The 17,423-nt window shown below is 37.4% G+C and carries 18 protein-coding genes, 1 tRNA gene and 5 pseudogenes; 9 read left to right on the forward strand and 15 right to left on the reverse strand.

The features are described from left to right. Positions 1-118 precede the first annotated feature (118 nt). Both V3224_RS26250 and V3224_RS26255 read left to right on the forward strand, forming a co-directional pair. Entirely contained in the window at positions 119-790 is a 672-nt protein-coding gene (locus V3224_RS26250; protein WP_334473410.1) for a hypothetical protein, read from the forward strand. A 10-nt stretch (positions 791-800) separates the two neighbouring features. Then, positions 801-875: transfer RNA gene (locus tag V3224_RS26255), tRNA-Lys, on the forward strand. 2 nt (positions 876-877) lie between these two features. Here the strand turns inward: V3224_RS26255 and V3224_RS26260 are convergent. The 9 genes and pseudogenes from V3224_RS26260 to istA all read right to left on the reverse strand — a co-directional run bounded on the left by V3224_RS26260 (position 878) and on the right by istA (position 7,087). After that, a complete protein-coding gene (locus V3224_RS26260; protein ID WP_334473411.1) occupies positions 878-1,072 on the reverse strand; it encodes a hypothetical protein in 195 nt (64 codons plus the stop codon). A 131-nt stretch (positions 1,073-1,203) separates the two neighbouring features. After that, entirely contained in the window at positions 1,204-1,767 is a 564-nt protein-coding gene (locus tag V3224_RS26265) for a DUF2815 family protein (protein ID WP_334473890.1), read from the reverse strand. 203 nt (positions 1,768-1,970) lie between these two features. Beyond that, the gene (locus V3224_RS26270; RefSeq protein WP_442891193.1) at positions 1,971-3,014 is read right to left on the reverse strand and encodes a DUF2800 domain-containing protein; all 1,044 of its coding nucleotides are present in this window, start codon (positions 3,012-3,014) and stop codon (positions 1,971-1,973) included. A 112-nt stretch (positions 3,015-3,126) separates the two neighbouring features. Next, the gene (locus V3224_RS26275) at positions 3,127-3,999 is read right to left on the reverse strand and encodes an IS982 family transposase (protein WP_334467716.1); all 873 of its coding nucleotides are present in this window, start codon (positions 3,997-3,999) and stop codon (positions 3,127-3,129) included. A gap of 103 nt (positions 4,000-4,102) precedes the next feature. After that, positions 4,103-4,579, reverse strand: a pseudogene (locus V3224_RS26280) (transposase); the annotation flags it as partial. Between the two features lie 110 nt (positions 4,580-4,689). Beyond that, a pseudogene (locus V3224_RS26285) lies at positions 4,690-4,872 on the reverse strand (DUF2800 domain-containing protein); the annotation flags it as partial. Then, positions 4,865-5,194 carry a hypothetical protein gene (locus tag V3224_RS26290; RefSeq protein ID WP_334473413.1) on the reverse strand — a complete coding sequence of 110 codons (330 nt, stop codon included), beginning with the start codon at positions 5,192-5,194 and terminating at the stop codon, positions 4,865-4,867. The gene V3224_RS26290 and the pseudogene V3224_RS26285, both read right to left, overlap by 8 nt. Positions 5,195-5,298: 104 nt before the next feature. Continuing rightward, positions 5,299-6,060: an IS21-like element helper ATPase IstB gene (gene istB, locus V3224_RS26295; protein WP_334473414.1), complete on the reverse strand. Its 762-nt coding sequence runs from the start codon at positions 6,058-6,060 to the stop codon at positions 5,299-5,301. Beyond that, on the reverse strand, positions 6,047-7,087 hold the full coding sequence (gene istA / locus V3224_RS26300; RefSeq protein ID WP_334473415.1) for an IS21 family transposase: 1,041 nt from the start codon (positions 7,085-7,087) through the stop codon (positions 6,047-6,049). The genes istB and istA overlap by 14 nt, the downstream gene beginning before the upstream one ends. Before the next feature lie 75 nt (positions 7,088-7,162). On the opposite strand from istA, the gene V3224_RS26305 reads away from it, so the two are divergent. From V3224_RS26305 to V3224_RS26315, 3 genes and pseudogenes are all read left to right on the forward strand, one after another. Further along, positions 7,163-8,212, forward strand: a complete 1,050-nt coding sequence (locus V3224_RS26305; protein ID WP_334473417.1) for a phage tail fiber protein — start codon at positions 7,163-7,165, stop codon at positions 8,210-8,212. 306 nt (positions 8,213-8,518) lie between these two features. Continuing rightward, positions 8,519-9,760: pseudogene (locus V3224_RS26310) on the forward strand (hypothetical protein); the annotation flags it as partial. A gap of 194 nt (positions 9,761-9,954) precedes the next feature. Further along, positions 9,955-10,044, forward strand: coding sequence for a YadA-like family protein (locus V3224_RS26315; RefSeq protein WP_334473891.1), 90 nt, complete (start codon positions 9,955-9,957; stop codon positions 10,042-10,044). An 83-nt stretch (positions 10,045-10,127) separates the two neighbouring features. On the opposite strand, the gene V3224_RS26320 is transcribed toward V3224_RS26315, so the two are convergent. The 3 genes and pseudogenes from V3224_RS26320 to V3224_RS26330 all read right to left on the reverse strand — a co-directional run bounded on the left by V3224_RS26320 (position 10,128) and on the right by V3224_RS26330 (position 11,095). Continuing rightward, a complete protein-coding gene (locus V3224_RS26320) occupies positions 10,128-10,478 on the reverse strand; it encodes a hypothetical protein (RefSeq protein ID WP_334473419.1) in 351 nt (116 codons plus the stop codon). A gap of 84 nt (positions 10,479-10,562) precedes the next feature. Further along, positions 10,563-10,679, reverse strand: a pseudogene (locus V3224_RS26325) (Rha family transcriptional regulator); the annotation flags it as partial. A gap of 176 nt (positions 10,680-10,855) precedes the next feature. Continuing rightward, positions 10,856-11,095 (reverse strand): Rha family transcriptional regulator, encoded by a 240-nt coding sequence (locus tag V3224_RS26330; RefSeq protein ID WP_334473420.1) that lies wholly within the window; start codon positions 11,093-11,095, stop codon positions 10,856-10,858. Between the two features lie 417 nt (positions 11,096-11,512). Here V3224_RS26330 and V3224_RS26335 point away from each other — a divergent pair. The 4 genes and pseudogenes from V3224_RS26335 to V3224_RS26350 all read left to right on the forward strand — a co-directional run. After that, positions 11,513-11,680: pseudogene (locus V3224_RS26335) on the forward strand (NADP-dependent isocitrate dehydrogenase); the annotation flags it as partial. A 342-nt stretch (positions 11,681-12,022) separates the two neighbouring features. Next, positions 12,023-12,895, forward strand: a complete 873-nt coding sequence (locus V3224_RS26340) for a M10 family metallopeptidase C-terminal domain-containing protein (RefSeq protein ID WP_334473421.1) — start codon at positions 12,023-12,025, stop codon at positions 12,893-12,895. Between the two features lie 548 nt (positions 12,896-13,443). Continuing rightward, entirely contained in the window at positions 13,444-13,896 is a 453-nt protein-coding gene (locus V3224_RS26345) for a lysis system i-spanin subunit Rz (RefSeq protein WP_334473423.1), read from the forward strand. Positions 13,897-14,040: 144 nt separating this feature from the next. Beyond that, positions 14,041-14,805: an N-acetylmuramoyl-L-alanine amidase gene (locus tag V3224_RS26350; RefSeq protein ID WP_334473424.1), complete on the forward strand. Its 765-nt coding sequence runs from the start codon at positions 14,041-14,043 to the stop codon at positions 14,803-14,805. Between the two features lie 875 nt (positions 14,806-15,680). On the opposite strand, the gene V3224_RS26355 is transcribed toward V3224_RS26350, so the two are convergent. From V3224_RS26355 to V3224_RS26365, 3 genes are all read right to left on the reverse strand, one after another. Further along, positions 15,681-15,926, reverse strand: coding sequence for a hypothetical protein (locus V3224_RS26355; RefSeq protein WP_334473426.1), 246 nt, complete (start codon positions 15,924-15,926; stop codon positions 15,681-15,683). A 502-nt stretch (positions 15,927-16,428) separates the two neighbouring features. Continuing rightward, entirely contained in the window at positions 16,429-17,076 is a 648-nt protein-coding gene (locus tag V3224_RS26360; RefSeq protein WP_334473428.1) for a hypothetical protein, read from the reverse strand. Positions 17,077-17,135: 59 nt separating this feature from the next. Then, positions 17,136-17,387 carry a hypothetical protein gene (locus tag V3224_RS26365; protein ID WP_334473429.1) on the reverse strand — a complete coding sequence of 84 codons (252 nt, stop codon included), beginning with the start codon at positions 17,385-17,387 and terminating at the stop codon, positions 17,136-17,138. Positions 17,388-17,423: the final 36 nt, after the last annotated feature.

Consider the following 17,423-nt stretch of genomic DNA (forward strand, 5'->3'; position numbering starts at 1 on the left):
CTTCGTACCAGTGGTTGCTAGTACACGAGATAATTTAATAAAAAAGCGGTATTTATTTTTGTTTTTTATAAAAAAAAAACTACGCTTAACTATAAAAATAAAGTTAATGGTGATATTTATGAAAACCAGTGACGTACTAGCTAATCACCTTATCTCGTTTATGGAAAAACAAGAAGATATTTGGGACATTAAAGATACTGACTCACGTATTCTCTATGCCAATAAAACAGTTTTAAACACTTCTGGTTTACCAATGAACTTCAATATTGAAGGGAAGAAAATTTCTGAATGTCCTGTATCATGGACTGAATATGTCGAGGCAACGCATGCATATGAACAAATTGTTATTCAATCTGAGAAGCCAATATTTATTATTAACACACACTTTGTAGAGAAAGAGCAGGTAGTGCAATCTTTTATTATAGAAAAAATACCCTATCATAATAAAAATAAGATTATGGGTACTATTTGTCATGGAAGAAAAATACCGGCTCTAGTACTATCAAAACATTTCTTTAAAAATCCAACCACGCCTTCCCTTTTAACCAATCACCCACCGAATAATTTATTTACGACTGAAGAACTGAATGTGCTATTTTTTGCGATGAAACTTATGAGTAATCAAGAAATCGCATTGCGGTTAGGTACCTATTGTTGTGTTGTAGAGCAAATAATACAACAAATATATAAAAAGATTGATATTTACACCCGAAAACAACTAAGAGACTACGCGATAGCGGAAGGATTTGATAATTACTTCCCGCCATTTTTGTTAAAGGGATTGTTATAAAAAATATTATGGGCTATTAGCTTAATGATAGAGCAGAGGGCTTTTGGCCCATCGGTTGCAGGTTCGAGTCCTGCATAGCCCACCATTTTACCGATGGCTTTTTGCCAGTCGTTTATTCTCTTTTGTCAGGTACTGGTTTTCTTCTGCCAGTAGTTGAATTATATTGATTAATGTTTTGGTTTCTTCATCAGCATAAACGAGTTGCGCTAAGTTAAGCAAATAATGGCTGTTATCACTGGGATTAGTGAGCGTAAGGACTTCAGTCATATTATCTAATTTCATTTTTAAGCCTCCTCAGGGTATTTACACTTTACATATCAAATTTTCCTTAAATTAAATAGAGTAAAATTTACTCATATTTTTGAACGGAGCCTGATTATTTCACTACCTCAGGCGGCGGTAGTTCCCTGGTGTTAACTTGCCAATAATTCTTCTTCCTCAGCCATGCTCAGGTCGTCAAACTCTTCAACAGAAGCTACGCTTCCACCGCTAAACGCATCACCATCGCGGAAAAACTGAACGCCTCTTAATGACGCTGAAATACCTTTACCATTATTGTCATAGGCGTAAAACTCAATAGTGGCGTTAACGTAGCAGCCAGAATAGGGGCGACCGTCCTGTGCTGTTAGGGGTGAGAGATTACGATCGAAGACTGACGGACGATCTTTATTACTGGCACTGATGTACATATTTCCGGCATAGCCGTCGTATTCCTTATTGTCCCCGTCGCGGAAGCAAAAACGGTTGTTGGAGTGGCAGATGCTGTTATAAATTTTTTCTACCTCTTTGGCTCCCCATTTTTCCTTAATGACCGCCTTAATCCCCTTTTTGATTTCCTCAATCAGGTCAGTACGATTTTTGGCGATAAGGAAATTTGCTCGGTATTTGAAGGCGCCCTGGCCACTGACTTGTGTAGGTTCAAATAAATCAGGAAAAGCCAGACGTACGTTGTTTAATTTGACACGAGTTTCGCACAGGCGTATAAAATACTAGAAATGGCTTAAAATCGATGATTAATCTTCAAGTTACTAAAACACATAAATTTTATTAAATTACAATAAGTTGTTTTTGATTTATAAGATTCTGTCTATTTATATACTATGCTGGATTAAACTTAAAGATAGAGCGTTTATTTATTGGTGCGAAACTCGTGTTTGATTTTCATCACGTTACCTTTTGATTAGATGGATTTATCGACGAGTGCCGCTTCGGTCACATCGTCGAAGTCGTTTAGGGGATTAATAACAATGGCAGGTCTTGGGTCTGATTCCGGTGCGATGACGGGTTTACCGTCTGCTCGCTCAATAAGCGCTTCCAGTTTTGCCCAGCGACTCGGTTTGTCTTTTTTAAGCAATTTTTCAGCCTGTGGTGGGCTGATAATTTTCTTGTGGTAGATTTGCTCCTGTTTAAGTTTGGCATTTTTTAACAGCGTTTCGGCTTCACGTTCATCACCCCATAAGCGATTCCCCTGTTTGCCCGTAACCAGTTTAAAGCCAGGTACCGATTGCCCGTTATGTAATGCCTCGGCTACCCGATTTCGTAAGGCTTTACAAAAGCTCTCTATCAAATCGACATGCGGGTAGAGTGTTGCCATTTGCTCAGGGGGTAGTAGTGTAATGCGTTTTGATGCATCACTTAGTTGGGGGTTCAAGGGTTGGGTTAAATCGACAAAATCGCCTCTGACTTCATTATGGACAAATTGCGCCTGGGCAAAACACAATCCGCCTTTAGCTTTGCAGAACTGGCATTGCTTGATACCTGGTGAAAAGGCACTATCGGGTAGCGCATCAAGCCCGTTGCGCACGGCGAGGGTTGCCATCTCCATGGCTTTTTGCGCCCGCAATCTGGCCAAATCCCTAAAGTTTTTTAAGTCCGCAACTGATACTGCCCATTCGGACAGATGGTTAAGTCTGGGTTGATGAATAAAAAGACGCACCGTGTTAAAATCATAGACAAGGTCAAACAGATTTAAGGCTCCCAGCGCATAGAGCATAAGTTGCTCATTGCTCGGGGCATATACTTTAACGCCTTTACCGTATTTCAGGTCATGGATTTGTAGCTCATCCTCGCTGATAATAATCGCATCGGCGGTACCAAATGAATTCTCTACGCCAATGACCGCTGAAAAGTCAACTTGCTCCTCAACCTGTAAGATTTTCCCGTCCGCCAGTTGCCAGATAGTATCAACATAGGTCTGGACGTGCTCAATCATCTCTTCATCCACTTGTGGCGAGTTGGCTTTTAACAACGGATATGTACCGATATAATCTTTTGCATCAAAACCAGATGTTCGTCTACGCCCTTCACTAACCTGAGTTCGGGATAAGCATTATCAATTATACTTGAAGATACGTACCTGCAACAGGTATCTTTGGTTTAGATGGCATTAAACAATATGCAACCAGTCCGCCTAATAAATTCACTACAAAGTTAGCCGGAGAGCGATGTCGCGTATGCTCTATTTGACAAAGATTTTTTAACTCATCAAATACCGTTTCAATGACAGAACGATGACGCAAGATGGCTTTGTCGAAACAAGTCTGTTTAATAGGCTTCATTTTCTTCTTGATATTCGTTATAAGGCTAATTCCCATCGTTTTGAGTTGCTGTTTCAGTGAAGCCGATAAATACCCTTTATCTGCGTACAAACAACCAGAAAGATCCTTTGTCAGCTCAGGCAATGGTTTCCGATCATCGGTGTTTCCTGGTGTGAGTCGAAAACTGAGTATTTCCCCCAAATGATTGATAATTACATGAAGCTTGAAACCAAAGAACCAACCTGTTGAATTTTTTCCCCGTTCAGCTATCCCATTGAAGACTTTATGTCTGCGGATCCGTAAGTTATCACACACCGCTATCGGAGTAGAATCGGCAACCGATAGCCCCGTGCATTTTCCCTTAATTGACTCAAACAGTGCCGTTAACGCTAAGGCACTACGCGGAAGTAACTCTACACAGCGTGAATAGGATGGCAAGTTAGGAAATTCCTTCCGGAGATATAAGCGGACATAATAGAGATAAAATACCTTGAATTGCCTGAATCGGAGTTGATGAAACAACACAACCAGTGTCATCATTTCCGCCAACGAAAGCTGAGTAGACCGTCTACGACGCTTAGTACCGTTAGTCAGCAAATATTCATGCATTTTTGGCTCGAAGTCTTTGCAAAAATCATCCATCAGGCAATAAAGTTCAGTAAGATTTTCCATAATTGTTTAACAATGCTCTACTCTTTAACCAGACTGTTAGAGTATTTTAACAAAACAGGCTCATTCAACTATTTGAATATCAAGACTTTCTCTTTATTTCTTATCCCGAACTCAGGTTAATTACATGAAGCTTGAAACCAAAGAACCAACCTGTTGAATTTTTTCCCCGTTCAGCTATCCCATTGAAGACTTTATGTCTGCGGATCCGTAAGTTATCACACACCGCTATCGGAGTAGAATCGGCAACCGATAGCCCCGTGCATTTTCCCTTAATTGACTCAAACAGTGCCGTTAACGCTAAGGCACTACGCGGAAGTAACTCTACACAGCGTGAATAGGATGGCAAGTTAGGAAATTCCTTCCGGAGATATAAGCGGACATAATAGAGATAAAATACCTTGAATTGCCTGAATCGGAGTTGATGAAACAACACAACCAGTGTCATCATTTCCGCCAACGAAAGCTGAGTAGACCGTCTACGACGCTTAGTACCGTTAGTCAGCAAATATTCATGCATTTTTGGCTCGAAGTCTTTGCAAAAATCATCCATCAGGCAATAAAGTTCAGTAAGATTTTCCATAATTGTTTAACAATGCTCTACTCTTTAACCAGACTGTTAGAGTATTTTAACAAAACAGGCTCATTCAACTATTTGAATATCAAGACTTTCTCTTTATTTCTTATCCCGAACTCAGGTTCACTAAAGGGGTTTTGACGCATTGTTAAGATACTTTCCGCCAAGGCGTGCGCCGCGCTGCCTTCTTCCGCAAACGGTGATGTTTTATCGGGTAAGGTGGCTTTTACTGCGAGACTGGCGCTACATCTAATCCATCTATGCGCTGAGGAGGGGGCAAGTTTTGCATGTTCAGCCATCGCTACCCTCGGCTAAAACGCGTTGGGCTTTCTCGATAAACTGAACCAGATTGTCATCGGTTACGTCACCCATCTTTTTAGCGTTGAATGAGGCGAGGATATCCAGCACTTCATTGCGATATCCGCCTTTGATCAGTTGAGTAATGCAGGCCGAAGCCTCACTGCGAAGTGCCTTAAAATCAATCGGTTTGACTTCTGCTGGGGTAGGCAATTCACGCAATAATGACAAGGCAAATTCGCGAGGATCGGTAATGCCAAAGAGATTATTCCAGTTAGCCAGTATTTTTAGGCATACGTCGAAGGTTTTGATTTTAAGGCGCAATAAAGCGCATCAATTTGCCCGGTAACACTATCTGCTTGTCAACGATCACCGAAAACTGATCCACTTTTTATCTAAATACGATCAATCAAAATTGATCCACTGTTTTACTCGGTTATTGCTCCTGATCGCCGCTTATCTTTCAATCGATAGCTTTCACCGCTTAATTGCAGTACATGCGAATGATGAAGTAAACGATCAAGCATAGCGGCGGTTAATGTTGCGTCATCAGCAAAAGTACCAGGCCATTGCCCAAATGATAAGTTACTCGTCAATATGACACTACCATGCTCATAATGCTTGGCAATCACATTAAAAAATAGGGTTGCTTCCTCTCGCCCAAACGGCAAGTATCCAATCTCATCTATGATCAACAACTTCGGGGCCATCACCGAACGTGATAGATATTGTTTGAGCTTATTTTGTCGTTTGGCAGTTGAGAGTTGCAACATCAGTTCAGCCGCTGTTGTAAAGCGAGTTTTCTTCCTAGCCTGTACTGCTTTTAATCCTAATCCAATAGCTAAATGCGTTTTACCTACACCACTTGGGCCAAGCAATACGACATTTTCATTACGTTCAATAAATGTTAATGCGCTTAATTCCTGTATTTGTTGTTTAGGAACACTCGTTGCAAACTTAAAATCGAACGTATTAAGTTCTTTGTGTACTGGGAATCCTGCCATCCGACTCAAGAGATTACGAGTTCGTTCATCTCGTTGTTGTTGCTCGCATTTTAATAGGGACAGTAAAAACTCTCCGTAGCTTTTGTCTTGGGCAATGCATTGTTCGGCAAGTGATGACCAATGAGTCGGAATAGAATTTAATTTCAATGACTCACACAGGTGTTCAATTTGTTCATGCAATAACATGTTCACCTCCCAGCAATGCTTCGTATACGCTGATTGAGTGTTGCAAACTGACAGATTCAAGGGGCGGTACGATACGGATATTAAGCGTATCAGTCTGCGGGATAGATTGGCAAACCCTTGCTGGTAAGGGTAGAAGATACTTAACTTCCTTAGCTAGTCTATCTGCTGGCTTCTCTAACGTTGTTCCATGAATCCGCTGATGGGCAACGCGTTGTAACCAGGGCCCCACTCTTGCATTAGCTATCTCAATATCCAGTTCAAGATTATGAGCACGAAGGTCGGTATTTAATGGTACGATAAAGCTGTTTTTTAAATAGTGGTTAAAGCGCTCTACTTTCCCTTTAGTTTTTGCCCTGTAGGGCTTGCAAGCACACAATTTAAACCCGTAATCTTTCGACATTTGAAGCATTTCGACATGCAATTTATGTTTACCTTCTGCATAAGCATCCCGTTCGATGATGAGGGATTTTGCGTTATCACACAATATTTCCTGTGGTACACCACCAAAATAGTCGAAAGCTTCTCGTAAACCTTGTTGCCAGGATTCTGCTCGTTCATTATCAAAGAACTTTACATAACTCGCACGCGAATAGCCTAGCGTTGCACCAAACGCTTTTAGTGATTTTTTACCTCGCCGGATGCTGGTGAAGTCGATTTGCATTTGTTGACCTGGCTGTGTTTCAAAACGGACGACAGCTTCGGGAACAATGCTTGGTTTAAATTGACAAACAAATCGGCGTAACTGAGCAATACCGCCTTGATAACCTCTTTCAGCTACCTCATCAAATAACACTGTTGCAGGGATCCAATCAGGTTTAGCCAATTCAATTCGCTGAAGCAAATAAGGTTTAAAGGGTGCCAGTTTACTCGGTTGTTTACTTCTTTTAGCATAAGTTGGCATTGCCTGTTGTTGTAAATGATGTTTTACGGTGTTACGGGAAATGCCTAATTCACGGGCAATTTTTCGAAGGCTTTGTCCTTGTGTAAAGCGAACATGAATATCCACAAATATCTCCTTGGTTAACATAAATTACCCGTACAAAAATGTACGAATAATACCAAGTGGATCAGTTTTAGATGATCGTTAGTGGATCAGTTTTGCATGATCGGTGACAATAATAATTCTGATGCAGCAAGAGCACTTGTTGCAGCCAACACTTACATTATCTATTTTCTGCAAAACATGAACACATGGATGACTGAAAATGGTGTGGTTGAAATCACGTTACCGAGTGGTAAAACAGTTAAGTTAGCGTCGATTAAAGCACTGCAAGAGCTAGTAGAAAGCAAAGCAGATGCTAGTAGCATTGAAGAGATAAAAACTGCACTAGAAAGTAAAGCTGATACAAAAACTGTTGAAGACATAAGTGAAACGGTGACCGGTAAGTTTGATAAGGAAAGCGTAGTTCAGGAAATCGGTAGCGCTACTGATAAAGTCATGAGTCAAAAAGCATCTACTGATATTCTTGCGAAAAAAGATTCAAATGAACAACTTAGAGCTGGAAAAATAAGTGCCTCACATTCTACCGGTGACTCAGTTATATGGTTAGGAGATCCTAAAGAGGGTTATGATTTAGTCTATGTACGTTCATCTAAACGTGGTTTTATACGTAATAATAGGCTTAGCGTAGCAACTTATTTTCCAGATAAAGATGGAACATTTGCTTTATTGTCAGACATTCCAAAAATGATAGCGGATGCTAACGGTTTTTTTAAAAGAGCCTCGCCGATAGTAAAAATCCATCCCGATGGTAGTTTTGAAACCAACGAAGAATCAGAAGGGGCAAGAGTCCAACGAACTGGAATTGGCAGCTATTTTATTTCCGGCGTCATGGGTTATAACGCTGATGGAGCATGGGGTGTGAATGGCGGAATATCAATCCCTAAAGATATTAATGGATTAGAACTTATCTACGTCAGAGACAAAATCTTATCCAATGGTGATATTGAGATTCAAACATTTCACCGACAACACACCCATTTGCCTAGAGATTTTCAAAATTGGCGAATTAAAGAAATTATTGACGGCAAACCAGTTTATTACGCTGACGGTGAGCAAGTTGATATCCCACCCTCGACATGGTTAGACGTGCGGGTGCAAATGCCCGTTGATTCAATTTGGGGTCAGCAGCAAAGATTGAAAGCGAAATAGCACTTCACAAAAATTTTTATCTGAAAATCGGATACATTGAACATCAAAAGACTTTCCTTCTTACTCGAAAATTTCGTTAGTTGATTAAACCCTATCATGGGATAGCGGGTGTGGTAAACAACTTTTCACATTAAAAAATCGATCGAATCGATCAAGATAATTCATTTTATTTTTGGATTCATGGAAAACTAAATACCCATGCGGCATTTAATTCTAAATGTCAGTTTTATTTAGTTAAATTAATCAAAAAATGGAGATAAAATGAATAAAAAAGTTATAATTCTATTAGCTTGTGCACCTATGGGAATGCTGTTAAATACTAAGGCTCAACCTAAAGAAAATGTTAAGTTTGCAACTGCATTAGGTGAAGGAGCCGAAGCTTACGGTGAAGAAAGTACCAGCATTGGCGTAAATAGTAAAGCAACCGATGAGTATTCATCTACATTAGGTTCAAGAGCCGAAGCTGCTGGTCAAGCAAGCACCAGTATTGGCGCACAAAGTAAAGCAACCAGTAAGTATTCATCTGCATTAGGTTCACTAGCCAAAGCTACTGGTCAAGGAAGTACCAGTCTTGGAGTACAAAGTAAAGCAACCGGTGAGTATTCATCTGCATTAGGTTCAAGAGCCGAAGCTGCTGGTCAAGGAAGCATCAGTCTTGGCGTAAACAGTAAAGCAACCAATGAGCTTTCATCTGCATTAGGTTTCAACTCCGAAGCTTTCGGTAAAGAAAGCACCAGCATTGGCGTAAACAGTAAAGCAACCAATGAGCTTTCATCTGCATTAGGTTTCAACTCCGAAGCTTCCGGTAAAGAAAGCACCAGTATTGCCGTAAACAGTAAAGTAACTGGTAAAGACTCAATTGCAGTTGGCTCAAAATCAATAGCACAAAGAGAATATACCAAAGATATAACTGATACATTAAGAAAACAACTTCCTTATAAAGATGCATTAATTAGAGAGTTCTCTATGGGTTCTGTTGTTCAAGATAATAAGAGTAGCACTGCTGGCACGAATGTAATGTTGAGTCAAATTACTCATGTTGTACCAGGTACTGAAGACACTGATGCGGTTAATCTTTATCAATTAAATAAAGTAAAACGGGACGTTGATGAGAGAATCGGCGAAGTAGACAAAATCAAAACGACCAAAAATAAGGTAGAACAATTCGAAAATGGTGCTAAGGATGCATTGGATGTAACAACTCAACACCGTGATAATGCTAATCTAGCGCTAAAGGAAACTGAGAAACACCGTGATAATGTTTATGGTGCCTTGACAAGTGTAAAAATGCATGAAAATAGCGCTGATTTACTCGTTAAACGACTAATAAAAAGAGAGGCATCATTGGTAGACGGGGAAATTACTCAGAGTTCCGATGGGACAATGTATATTGGCAAGGAGTTAGAAGGCAGTCAAATTTTTGTCTCTGGCAAGCAGGGTGACAGAGTGATAAGCGGTGTGGCTAGTGGTGCAAGAAACAGTGATGCAGTGAATGTTTCTCAATTAAACACGGTCAGAACCACTGCCAATTATGCAAGCCAACTGGCGCAAAAAAACAGCTCACGGATAAATCATCTTGAGGATAAGTTATCGAAAACTAACACGAAAATTGAACGAGGACTCGCGACCTCTGCGGCGCTGACCGGACTTTTCCAGCCTTATGGGGTCGGTAAAGTGAATTTCACGGCAAGTATTGGGGGATATGGTGCTTCTCAGGCCCTGGCGGTTGGTACAGCTACCGTATCACTGAAAATGCGGTCGTTAAAGCGGGGGTTGCTTATTCTGGCGGTAATCATGTGATGTATAACGCGTCATTTAATTTTGAGTGGTAATCCTGTTAAGTTTTACAACAGTCCCCAGAAAAACGCTGGGGACTTTTATCTTTTCTCAATTACCCCATTCAAGGGGCATCCTATTAGGAGCGTTGGAGGAAACGATTAACGTTCGTTTGTTGCCATCTTTCAAGGGATTGTATCATGACGCTATCGTGTTCGTGAGTACTGACCTCTAACAGTTGCTGCATTTCACGAAGTACCGTCTCAACATCTTCCTGATGGCGGAGTAGACGGCGGATAACTTGTTTTTCAGCGTCAAAAATAGCGGATTTCAGTGTACTGGTCATGCCGTAAATTCGTCGGCATTCTTCTGCGATTATCGATATTTGATTAACTTCAAAATGTTGAGGGGATGCGACTCCTGTCGCATTACGGAGCGCATACCAGATACCTTGTGTCCATGCTCTCTCAAATCTAAATCCATTCGCCATGCTCCAGACAAGATGAGCCAGATTGCGTGTGTCGTTATCGGTTAAGAGTTAGGGTGCTTCTGGTCTACGTTTAGGGATTGAATGTAGCTCTGCTTCCATACGATTAAATTCAGCAATGTAGGCTTCCTTGAATTGCGCCGCTTTTTTACCAGTAAATCCCATCACCAAGAATACGAAGCCATCTTTGGTCATGTGATAAATCTTTCACGAGTTTCGCACAGGCCTATAAAATTCTAGAAATGGCTTAAAAGTAATGATTAATCTGCAAGTTACTGAAATGCATAAATTTACTTAATTTACAATAAGTTATATTTAATTTATAAGGTTTTATCTATTTACATATTATGCTGAATTAAACTTAAAAATAGAGCGTTTTTTTATTGGTGCGAAACTCGTGTCTTTGATTCACGAGTTGCTCCATTACCAATGTCTATTTTTTGAACATGAGCGTAAAAGTTCGCTGATGTAAATTCAATCGAATATTCCAGTGATTCTATTTTTCTAAGTACATCTTTATGCAATTTACCAAAATAATCAGCTACATCTTGAGATGTGGTAATAGTTTTGCCGTTATGAACAGTTACTTTAGGAGTGATAGTAGATAATTGAAGTGTCATATGACCTCCAGTGGTTAACTGAGTTAATCACCACCAAGAGCTTCTAATCTCTATATTGGTGGTGAGCTGAACAGGGTTAGAACTACCGTGTTAACCGAACGGCCAGCCTACGGCTGCCCCATCCAACTCACCATTGATTATGATGTGCGGAAGTTATACAACAAAAAACACGCTCGCGGCGTGTCATTGACGCGGTTAACATAGTTCGGTGTTCTAATCCCGACATCTGATTTATCAGATGCAGATAAACTATAGCGCATGATTTCTTCTTTCGTCAATGGGTATTTTGTGGTTATCAAAACTAAATAAAATAAATGTATATTCAATTAGTTAGATATTGTTTATTTTTAATATTTTAAATTATGGAAAATGATAAAATAATAATATAAATCAATAATTTATTTGTTTTTTACCTATCTACTGTTACGCCATATGGGTTGGACAGAAGCCGCTGACTTAATTATTAAAGGCATGCAAGGGGCGATTGCTGCCAAAACCGTCACCTATGATTTTGAGCGTTTAATGCCAGGTGCTAAACTATTGAAATGCAGTGAGGTTGGTGATACAGTGATCAATCATATGTAATTTTATGCTTTGCTGAATTAATCACGGGAACTTAACGGTTCCCATTTAATTTGTGAGCTATTGTTTTGTTCCCTAAAACCGAACAATTAGACGGTAATGATTTGCCACTCTTTTCCACGATATTCTTGCTTATTCCTTCGGTAAAAAATAATAGCTAATCTACCATTATCAGATTTTGCAATGGCGCGCAAAAAATGATCGGTTTTTTTGTGCAGCACACACTCTTATTGTTGAATTTTTAATCATTGGTTATTAACAATTTTTCCAACATGCCAAATTTTAATTTTGACTTAATATTACTTATGTAATTTAAATTTTATCGATAAATAGGAAGAATATTCAATGACATTTAATTCAGAAAATAAACATAATGTTAGCAATGTGACCTTGTTAGGTAGAACAATAACAAACGACATATTTGATAGTTGTTTAGAAGATCACATGAGAATTGTTATTAATAATAGAGAAGCTGGTGCCCTTTGTACTTTAAGAAATGATGCGATATTAGGTGTCCAAGAAGATGATGTCATTTCTGGTACTGAAAAAGGAGAAACCATTTATGGTGGAAATGGAAATGATAACATATCTGGTGGTAAAGGAGACGATATCATATATGGTAATGATGTCATTAATGGTAATGAAGGAGATGATTACATATCAGGTGGTAAAGGAGACGATAACATATATGGTAATGATGGAAATGATGTCATTAGTGGTCATGAAGGAAACGATTGCATATCAGGTGGTGAAAGAGGCGATACCATATATGGTGATGATGGAAATGATGTCATTAATGGTAATGAAGGAGATGATTACATATCAGGTGGTAAAGGAGACGATAGCATATATGGTGATGATGGAAATGATGTCATTAATGGTAATGAAGGAGGCGATAACCTGTCAGGGGGCAGCGGAAAGGATGTTTTTCTTTATTATCAAATAGATGATTCGATGTTCGATTCGCCAGATAAAATAATCGATTTTGAGACTGGTAGCGATACAATTGATATTTCTGCAGTTAGTAAAATTAAAGGTAATACTATCGAAATTAAGCAAGTAAATCACTTTTCTAACCAAAAAAATGAAATGATAGTTGATTATAATCAATCAGAAAATTTAACCAGCCTAATGCTTGATTATAATGGAGATGGAAAAGCGGACTTTCCAATCGAAATTATCGGAGAAATTAATCCGATAGCGGATATCGTGACTTAAGGAACTTCTAAAATATAACAACCAGAATTTTACCCGAAGTTATAAAATTTACAGTTTATATGAGAAATTAAAATAGGATAACAAGATTATCCCAATCATTACGGGTGGTAATAAGCCGCTCTTTTTTATGAGGCGCACATGACGGCTGTTTTTGCTGCTGGCTATTTGATTGTAGTTTGTGACTTTGAACTGTGTTCGGCAATTTGTGGTCGCTATAACAAGTAAAGCAGGAGCTTCGCGACTATTTTTAAACAACGGTTATTATATTTAAAATAATAAATATTATAAGAAATAAATTAAATATTTTTTTTAATTTTAATTAAATTTAATTTTCTAAAAAGAAAAATAATCATTTGTTATCTTTTTTATTTTGATTTTTTATTACAAATTAGCGATAGTTAGGTTGTTTTAAAACTTAATCTAAATTTGTATTTTCATTGATAGTTAATGGTTTATTGATTAATAAGTCGAATAATAAAAACCGCTTTTATTGGTAAAGAACACGGCAGTTAACATACGAGGAAACGTTTGAAAAAGCGTCTTTTATTATGAAATTAAATTCTATCATAATAATTATAGCAACTTTAATATCCGCGATATTTGCGGTGGTTTATAACAATTACACTCATCTAAAGTATCAATACAAAAAACTTAAAGATGAATTACAACAACAGATAGAACTTAAAAATAATTATTTATACGAAATAGAATCGTTGCAACAAATTGATGTTAAACGTACTCAGGAACTTAATAATGCGAAAATGGAAATACATAAGCTTAGTGATGATTTGCGTAATAACCATAAGCGCTTGTTCGTCAAAGCAGTGTGTCCCCCAGATCAAAATGTTGCTACCACCACCACCGGTTTGGATGCTATCAGATCCACCGAATTGGCGCCAGACGCTGGACGAAATTATCTTCGTCTCAGACGTCAACTTGAAACATTAGAAGCCCAATTTTTGGGATTGCGGTCAAGAGTGCAGGAAATTTATAAACAGTGATAAATTTGTTATTCATGTGCTCAATCATGATTGCATCGTTTGTGATTAATATTGCTTTGAAATTAATTGTTACATATTAAATAAGGAGTTGAAAAACCGTTTCATTTATTGTTGAAAATAGTTAAACGAACAGAGGAAAAAAACATGTACTTCATCGATTATAACTCATATCGTTCAGTCAAAAGTTTTAACCGTAGGATTCGTTTTCTTGTTATGCATTATACGGCTTTAAATTTTCAAGCTTCAGTTACTGCATTAACGGGTAATAGTGTTAGTGCGCATTATTTAGTACCAGATCCAACTGATAAAACTTATCAGGCTGCTGGTTTTAATGATGTCAGAATTTTTAATTTGGTAGATGAAAATGAGCGAGCATGGCATGCGGGTGTTAGCTTATGGGCTGGACGATCAAATTTAAATGATACGGCGATAGGAATCGAAATCGTCAATGAAGCGGGTTATGCTAATGGAAAAATGATTTTTCCGCCGTTTAATGATAAACAAATTGATGCAGTAAAAGAATTAGCATTAAATATTGTTCAACGTTATCCAGATATGTCACCAACGAATATTGTTGGGCATTCAGACATTGCCATTGGTCGTAAAAGTGATCCTGGCGCTGCCTTTCCATGGAAAAAACTTTATGACGCCGGAATTGGTGCCTGGTATGAAGAAGAAATAAAACAGAAGTATATGGAGCAATTCAAAAATAAAATACCGGCAAAGGCGGAGATTGTTAAAAAACTAAAGTCCTATGGCTATGATGTATCTCAGGCAGCCAATAATAATGACTATATAAAATTGATCAGAGCTTTTCAGCTACATTTTCGGCAATCAAATTATGAAGGCATAATAGACGTTGAAACCGTGGCTATTCTTTATGCTTTAGTAGAAAAGTATTTTCCTTAATCGTTTATTAAGATTTAGCTTATAAAAAACTATCATTTAAATCTGATGGTTTTTTATATTTAAATATAATAATCCATTGAAAGTAAGTGAAAATTTTTATTAAAACAAATGCTGTGTTAATTTTGAGAGTTTTAAAATATGGCTGAACCGATATAGGTCAGTTAAGTTCTGATTGGATATTTAATATAAATATTCTTTTACTATAATAATTATTTTTTAGAACTAACTATTAATATTTTATCTGTAAAATACCGTTTATTAAACTATATTTACCGGTAAATTCATTAAACTTTCATTCTTGTACTCAATAAAATGTATGCTAATTAGCCACCGTAATAATATGCTCTTATATTTTATGATTTAAGTTGTTACTTTATTTTTATAACCAGCCCTAGCGGCTGGTTTTTTTGTATTATGATTATGCTTTTGGTTACCAAGTCGGCTCAATTATTACTTTATATTATGGATAATCTCCATTTAAATCGTTCAGATTTTCATCATCAATTTCTAAGTTGGTATCATTATTGCTATAAACTGGACTGCCTGAATTATAGGTTTTGGGGTAATGTCAGTGTTAGGTATAGCTGTAGGATCAGTGAGGTTGGTACTATTATGGACATTTGTTGCGGCATAAATATCTAAACTTTTTTTGATTGCCATATTTGTTGTTTTGTAAGCCTCGTTGTTAGCACTTTGTGTAGTACACGAGTTTCGCACGGGCATATAAAATTCTAGAAATGGCTTCAGAACAATAATTAATCTGTAACTTGCTAAGACGTATAAATTTACTTAAATTACAATAAGTTATTTTTAATTTATGAGATTTTTTCTATTTATATATTATGCTGAATTAAACTTAAAAATAGAGCGTTTTTTTATTGGTGCGAAACTCGTGTAGTAGTCAAAATTTTATCAATGTTAGTAACCCCGGTTTCTAAGGTTTTATTGGTTATATTATTAGCAAAATTCAGGGTGGGTGTTAGCAATTGCTCATTATGTGTTATTGTACTGCTATTAAGAGCGCTATGCGCAAGTTTAAAACTTTCTTGGACAGTATTTTTCATTAAATCCATACTTTCGTTAAAAGCGTATTTAGCGAAGTCAATATTTTGTTGTGCCATAACATAACCTTAAAAATAATTTTTGTCCACAATCGAGTTTATCCCCTCGTAATTATGGAATTGATCGTTATTGTGACTATAAATACCAGTAATTTCAGTCGAGGGATTGAACTGTCTATTGTTGGCTATTGCCGTCATCAAATGACAAGCAAATAAGATAATAATGGATGATTTATATAATAATTTCATAAACTAGCTCCTCACGATAGAAATTATTATTAAGTATATTTTAATTTAACATTTTGACCTATTATTCAAAAAACAGTCGGGCTACTTGATTTTTACCCTGAATAGAATAATGTAACCAATTAATAGACAAAAAATTTTGTAACAAATTTTGGCTATTGGATTTTATGGTTAATAAAACACTTTATTTAAATAGAGTTAGCTAACTAAAGATAACCATATTCATAATAATATCTCTCTTTCATAACCAGCAATATGAAAGAGATATATGATGCACATTTGTTATAAATCGATAAATAGTGCTTAATAATAATGGCTATCCTTGGTATCCATTTGCAATTTCATCTTCTGTAACACTATCAATATTACGATTATTATTGGTGGAAGTTGTACCAGCAGTATTGTTAATAATAGCTCCAGCATTATTGGCTGGATCAGCAATCGTAAGAGCATGATTAGTAGCAGAATTTGCCAAATTTAGACCTTGATTAGTAGTAGAATTCACAAGCTCTGAACTGGTATTGGCGGTATTACCAGCTATATTTATACCATTATTAACAGTATCTTTAACTGCATTTATCGTTGCTTGGGAAATAGTCCTGTTTGAATCAAAAGTCTCGTTAAGCACTGTGTCCGCTGCCTGAAATGCTGTGTCGAGAATACGATTAGCCGTATTTAAGCTACCGTCAGCGGTGTTCTTCACCACTCCTAAGGTTTTATCCATCATTTTATTGGCAGAATTTAACCCAGCGTCAAGAGCATTGGTAGCCACGATTAACCCTTGAGGACGAGTGTTAGTTCCATATTGTACTTTTGAAACTTTAGTAGAGAATTCGGTTGTTTTATCAAGAACATCACTAGCAAATTTTAAACCGCCATTAGCAGCAGATTCAACCATATTAAGTGTTTTATAGGTGATATCTGCCGCCATTTCTAGCCCATTTTGCGTAGTTTTTTGGACCAAATTCAAACCGCTTTCGGTTGTTGTTTGATTAGCACTTAAACCTGATTTAGCGATATTGTCTATAAGTTTGGTGCCATTATTGACGACTGACTGAACTGATTGGCAGCGGTATTTGCTTTTTGAACTGTGTTATAACTTGCTTTTACCGCATTATTGGCAACATTTGAACCAGTTTGAAGAACTGGGTTTACAAGATGCTCATTATTGTTAGGCACTGGGTTTCTTTGTGAGGTAACGTCAGCTATAGTAGCGGTAGAATTAAGTCCGATTAGTATTGTGATAATAGTAGATGTTTTTAATAATGATTTCATAGTTTAGATCCTCGAGAATGAAAATCATTATCAAAT

Origin of the sequence: Arsenophonus sp. PmNCSU2021_1, assembly GCF_036919435.1 — a bacterium.
Taxonomy (GTDB): Bacteria; Pseudomonadota; Gammaproteobacteria; order Enterobacterales; family Enterobacteriaceae; genus Arsenophonus; species Arsenophonus nilaparvatae.